Below are 5,661 nucleotides of genomic sequence, written 5' to 3'. Positions count from 1 at the left end.
CATTCTTAATTCTTTATTCGTTGGCAAAGTCATCAGAATGTGTTATAATGTGAAAAAATATCAAGTGTTAAAAAAAGTGAAGGCAGGAATTTATGGAAGAAGAAAGGTTACAAAAATATATAGCACGCTGTGGTATTTCATCAAGAAGAAAGGCTGAAGATCTTATTTTAAATGGCTGTGTAAAGGTAAACGGAGTTGTTGTAACTGAGCTTGGAACAAAAATCAATCCTGAAAAAGATGTTGTTCTTGTAGACAACAAAAAAATTTCAGAAACAGAAGGGTTTATTTACATAAAGCTTTATAAGCCGGAAGGATATGTTACAACTGTAAAAGACCAGTTTGGAAGGAAGACCGTTATTGACCTTATAAACATCACTGAAAGGATATATCCCATAGGAAGGCTTGACTACAACACATCGGGACTTCTTTTGCTCACAAATGACGGAGACCTTGCAAACAAACTGATGCATCCTAAATATCACATATACAAGACTTACATAGCAGAAGTGGAAGGAAGAATAAGTGACGAAGCAGTCATGAGATTAAAAAGCGGAGTCAAAATTGAAGATTATAAAACAGCTCCAGCCAGAGTAGATATTGTTAAAATTTCAGTGAACAGTTCTATAGTCCAGGTAAGCATTTATGAAGGAAAAAACAGGCAGGTAAGAAAAATGTTTGATGCAGTTGGGCACACTGTTCGAACATTGAAGAGAATATCATTCGGCAAAATCAATCTTGGTGATTTAAAACCCGGAGCATGGGTACATTTAAATGAAGAAGAAATTAAATTCTTAAAGGGAAGACAGGAGGGATAACATGGATAATTCAAAATATGGAAAGCTTGTAGACTTTGTTCACATGCTTATTAAAACAAGCTACTCAGGCAATGAAAATTTAATGTTTATAGATGCAACCTGCGGCAACGGATTTGATACATTGTTTTTAAGCAATGTTGCAGGAGCAAAAGGAAAAGTAATGTCATTTGACATTCAGGAACAGGCCGTTGAAAGGACAAATGTTTTGCTGGCTCAAAATAAACAGTTCGATAATTTTAAGGTTATTAAGGATTCTCATGAATTTATTGGAAAATATTTAGAGGGTAAAATAGATGCAGCAGTATTTAACCTTGGATATCTTCCTTTTTCAGATAAAACAATAACCACAAATCCCGATACAACGCTTAAGGCGATTGAAAATCTTCTGCCTGTCCTAAAGGATGAAGGAAGAATATACATTACAACATATGTGTCTCACGATGTAGGACAAGAAATACATGAAATAATTCAGTACCTGAACTCACTGAACAAATCCACTTACAATGTTATTCATGTTAAAATAACCAACAAGGAAAATAATCCTCCTGAATTATTCGTAATAGAAAAAAATGCATGATAGGTATAAACGCCTTCATGCATTTTTTTATAAAGTATATATTTATAAGGAGTTCGAAATCGATTTCACGATATAAATTTGCAGTATATGAATTGAATCCTGCATTTTAAATTTTCCTTGAAATCTTTCTTGCAAATAGAAAAAAATGTGCTATGATTTATGTATGACGGTAATAAAGGGAGGGTAATATGGCAACAGAGAAACGTCTTCTGCAGAACAAAGACTGGTGCAAAGGCTGCGGCGTATGTGTAGGTTTTTGTCCTAAACAGGTTTTAAAAATCGTAAATGAAAAATGCGTTATAGCACATCCGGATGCTTGTATATTTTGCGGACAATGCGAACTCAGATGTCCGGACAATGCTATTTACATAGGAGGAAATGAAGATGAACAGTGAAAAAAAGTATAAATTGCTGCAGGGCAATGAAGCATGCGTTGAAGGAGCTTTAGCTGCCGGCATGAGATTTTTTGCAGGTTATCCCATCACTCCATCTACGGAAATAGCTGAAATATCTGCTCAGAAATTGCCACAGCTTGGGGGTAAATTCATTCAGATGGAAGATGAGCTGGCAAGCATGGCGGCAATAATCGGCGGTTCATTAGCAGGTCTTAAATCCATGACTGCAACCAGCGGTCCGGGATTTTCTCTTATGCAGGAAAACATCGGTTATGCTGCTATTACTGAGATTCCATGCGTTATAGTCAATGTTCAAAGAGGCGGCCCAAGCACTGGACTTCCTACTTCACCTGCACAAGGTGAGATTATGCAGGCTAAATGGGGAACACACGGAGATCATCCGGTTGTGGCACTTACTCCTAACTCAGTTCAGGAAACATACGAATATGCTATTGAAGCATTTAACATCGCTGAAAAATACAGAACTCCTGTAATTTTACTCATGGATGAAACAGTTGGACACATGAGAGAAAAACTTCAGTTCAAAGATCCTTCAGAAATAAAAGTGGTGAATAGAAAGAAACCTACATGCAAGCCTGAAGAGTACGTTGCTTACAGGCCAGATGAAGATATGATACCTCCTATGGCATCATTTGGCGAAGGATACAGATACCATGTTACAGGACTTACTCATGATGAAACAGGATTTCCGACAAACAACAATGAAATATCCGGCAAATTGGTTCAGAGGATTGTTGACAAGGTAGAAAAAAATATAGATGATATAACATTTTACGAAGAATATAAAATGGACGACGCTGAAATTGTCATAGTTGCTTTTGGAGGAGTTTCAAGAGCTGCTAAAAGCGCAATTGACAATATGCGAAATAATAACATCAAAGTTGGTATGTTCAGACCGATTACCATATGGCCGTTTCTTGAAAAACAAATAAGCGCGGTTTCAGAAAAGGCAAAAGAAATTTATGTAGCTGAAATGAACCTTGGTCAATACTTCCTTGAAGTTGACAGAGTGGCAGGCAAAAAATGTCCTGTAAAAAAAATCAACAAAATTACAGGGGAACTTATAACACCTAAGGAAATTACAGATGCTGTTATGGGAGGTAGAGAATAATGAACACTAATTGCAGCGATTTAACAGAAAAGTATTTCAGAGTAAACAGACTGCCTCACATCTGGTGCCCCGGTTGTGGCCATGGAACTTTAATGAACACTGTTGTAAGAGCAATAGACAAACTTGGTCTTAACAAGGATGAAGTTGTTCTTGTTTCAGGAATAGGATGTTCTTCAAGAGCACCTGGATACCTTGATTTCAATACTCTTCACACAACTCACGGAAGAGCTCTGGCATTTGCAACAGGCATAAAGCATGCAAACCCGAAACTTCATGTAATAGTAATCATGGGAGACGGGGACAGTTCTGCCATAGGCGGTAACCACCTCATCCATGCAGCAAGAAGAAACATAGACATCACAACAATCGTGTTCAACAACAACATATACGGAATGACAGGAGGACAATATTCTCCTACAACTCCATATGGAGACTTTGCCACTACTGCACCTTTTGGAAACATTGACAAGCCTTTTGACCTATGCAGCCTTGCACAGGGGGCAGGTGCTACTTATGTGGGAAGAGGTACGGCATACCATGCTCCAATGATGCAGAAGCTTATTGAAAACGGATTGAAAAACAAGGGATTTTCATTTATTGAAGGATTAAGTCTGTGTCCTACTTATTACGGCAGAAAGAACAAAAAAGGAAATGCCGTAAAGATGCACACATTCTTAAAAGACAACTGTGTTGATGTTAAGGTTTTGGAAAAGAATCCTGAAAAGGCAGAAAACAAAATACTTATAGGTGAATTCTACAATAATCCTAAACCTGAGTACACAGAAAGCTATCAGGTTATAATTGACAAATTTCAAAATAAATGAGGAGACTGTTATGTTTGATAAATTAGAATTAAGACTGAGCGGTTCAGGAGGACAGGGAGTAATACTTGCTGCCATCATAATTGCTGATGCTGCCATTGAACAAGGAATAAACGCAATACAAACCCAGTCATATGGACCGGAAGCTAGAGGTGGCTCCAGCAAAGCTGAAGTCATCATAAGCAAGGCTGAAATTAATTTTCCAAAAGTTACTACCCCTAACATTTTGCTGGCTCTTACACAGAATTCATATGATAAATATATTGCAACTTTAGACAAAAATGGTATACTAGTTGTTGACGAAAGTGTTGACATTGTGCATGATGCTCCGTATACAATTTACAGTCTTCCGATTCTTGACACTGCTCAAAATAAGTTAGGAACTCACATGGTTTCAAACATTGTTTCTGTGGGTGCATTGTATGCATTGATAGGAGAAGATGTAATTCACAAGGATATAATGCTGAAATCAATTACAGACAGGGTTCCTCCTGTTACAGTTGACAAGAACATCAGCGCTTTCGAAGAAGGAATAAAACTAATTCGAGGATGACATATGAACAATACAAATGATTTAATCGGTCTTATTAACAGTAATTATCATAAATTCAGCAAAGGTCAAAAACAAATTGCGCAATTCATAATAGACCACTATGACAAGGCAGCATTCATGACTGCTGCAAAGATTGGGGAGACCGTTGACGTAAGTGAATCGACTGTTGTGCGTTTTGCAAGCAGCCTTGGTTATTCCGGATTTCCGGAGCTTCAAAAAGCTTTGCAGGTTCTTATTAAAAACAAGCTTACAACTGTGCAGAGAATCGGTCTTGACGATGATATTGTAAACGACAAGGATAAGCTTCACAAAAAAATAATTAAAAATGAAATGAACAACATGCGCAATATGTTTGAAAACTTTGACATTGAGGCTCTTGACAAGGCGACTGAAATCATAATGAACGCTAAAAAAGTATACATACTTGGTCTTCGTACCTCATCGACGCTGTCAAATTACCTGGGTTTTTATCTTGATGTAATACTTGATAACGTAAAAGTATTAAACAACAGCGGCGTTAATTCTCTTTACGAAGAAATCATACGAATCAAGGAAACAGATGTACTGATTGTAATAAGCTATCCAAGATATTCAAAGATTACAATTGATGCTACAAAATTCATAAAGGAACACAATACAAAAATAGTTGCTATAACTGACACAGAAGCATCTCCCGTATACAACATTGCCGATGTTTCTCTGCTTGCAAAAAGCAACATAGTGTCATTCATAGATTCATTGGTTGGTCCTCTTGCAATGATCAACAATTTGATTATTAACATAGGACTTCAGGAAAAAGATGATATAGTTGAATATTACAACAGGCTTGAACAGCTGTGGGACAACAACAGCATATATCAAAATGATAACAATTAACAACTGTTATTAATAGGGACAATGTTTTTACATTGTCCTTTTTATTGTATTGAATTTCCAAATTTCACTTTAAAAAATTTTGTTGTTATATTTCTAAATTTGTAATATAATAGTAAAGTGTTTAAATATACTTGAAAGGAAAAAAATAATGATAATTGCAATAGACGGACCATCAGGAGCTGGCAAAAGCACTGTTGCAAGACTATTAAGCAGGGAACTTGGTTTTGAATATATTGATACGGGGGCAATGTACCGCGCCCTTGCATATAAGGCATATATCAACAACATAGAAGTTAAAGAAGATACAATAGATGAAATGCTTGAAACAACTGAAGTTGATTATTCTGACAACAAAATATTCCTTGACAAAATGAATGTGGAAAGTTTAATAAGAAGCGAAGAAATATCCATATATGCTTCGAAAATTTCTGCACTTAAAAATGTACGAACTAAAATGGTTGAACTGCAAAGAAATATTGCCAAAAACAAAAA

Annotated in this window: 8 protein-coding genes; all 8 read left to right on the top strand. The window is 36.3% G+C overall.

The features are described from left to right. The first annotated feature begins 92 nt into the window (after positions 1-92). The gene (locus BN358_RS02530) at positions 93-815 is read left to right on the top strand and encodes a pseudouridine synthase (RefSeq protein WP_019227054.1); all 723 of its coding nucleotides are present in this window, start codon (positions 93-95) and stop codon (positions 813-815) included. A 1-nt stretch (position 816) separates the two neighbouring features. Continuing rightward, entirely contained in the window at positions 817-1,392 is a 576-nt protein-coding gene (locus tag BN358_RS02525; protein ID WP_019227053.1) for a class I SAM-dependent methyltransferase, read from the top strand. A gap of 188 nt (positions 1,393-1,580) precedes the next feature. Beyond that, positions 1,581-1,787 (top strand): ferredoxin family protein, encoded by a 207-nt coding sequence (locus tag BN358_RS02520; RefSeq protein WP_019227052.1) that lies wholly within the window; start codon positions 1,581-1,583, stop codon positions 1,785-1,787. Continuing rightward, positions 1,777-2,919 (top strand): 2-oxoacid:acceptor oxidoreductase subunit alpha, encoded by a 1,143-nt coding sequence (locus BN358_RS02515; RefSeq protein WP_019227051.1) that lies wholly within the window; start codon positions 1,777-1,779, stop codon positions 2,917-2,919. Before BN358_RS02520 ends, BN358_RS02515 begins: the two co-directional genes overlap by 11 nt. Continuing rightward, positions 2,919-3,743: a 2-oxoacid:ferredoxin oxidoreductase subunit beta gene (locus BN358_RS02510; protein ID WP_019227050.1), complete on the top strand. Its 825-nt coding sequence runs from the start codon at positions 2,919-2,921 to the stop codon at positions 3,741-3,743. Before BN358_RS02515 ends, BN358_RS02510 begins: the two co-directional genes overlap by 1 nt. 10 nt (positions 3,744-3,753) lie before the next feature. Continuing rightward, positions 3,754-4,293, top strand: a complete 540-nt coding sequence (locus BN358_RS02505) for a 2-oxoacid:acceptor oxidoreductase family protein (protein ID WP_019227049.1) — start codon at positions 3,754-3,756, stop codon at positions 4,291-4,293. Between the two features lie 3 nt (positions 4,294-4,296). Then, positions 4,297-5,169 carry a MurR/RpiR family transcriptional regulator gene (locus tag BN358_RS02500; RefSeq protein ID WP_019227048.1) on the top strand — a complete coding sequence of 291 codons (873 nt, stop codon included), beginning with the start codon at positions 4,297-4,299 and terminating at the stop codon, positions 5,167-5,169. A gap of 148 nt (positions 5,170-5,317) precedes the next feature. Continuing rightward, on the top strand, positions 5,318-5,661 hold a 344-nt coding region (locus BN358_RS02495; RefSeq protein ID WP_019227755.1), incomplete at its 3' end, for a d(CMP) kinase.

It is taken from the genome of Sedimentibacter sp. B4, from assembly GCF_000309315.1.
Taxonomy (GTDB): Bacteria; Bacillota; Clostridia; order Tissierellales; family Sedimentibacteraceae; genus Sedimentibacter; species Sedimentibacter saalensis.
Note: the sequence above shows the minus strand (reverse complement) of the source record. Positions and strands in the feature narration are given on the sequence as shown.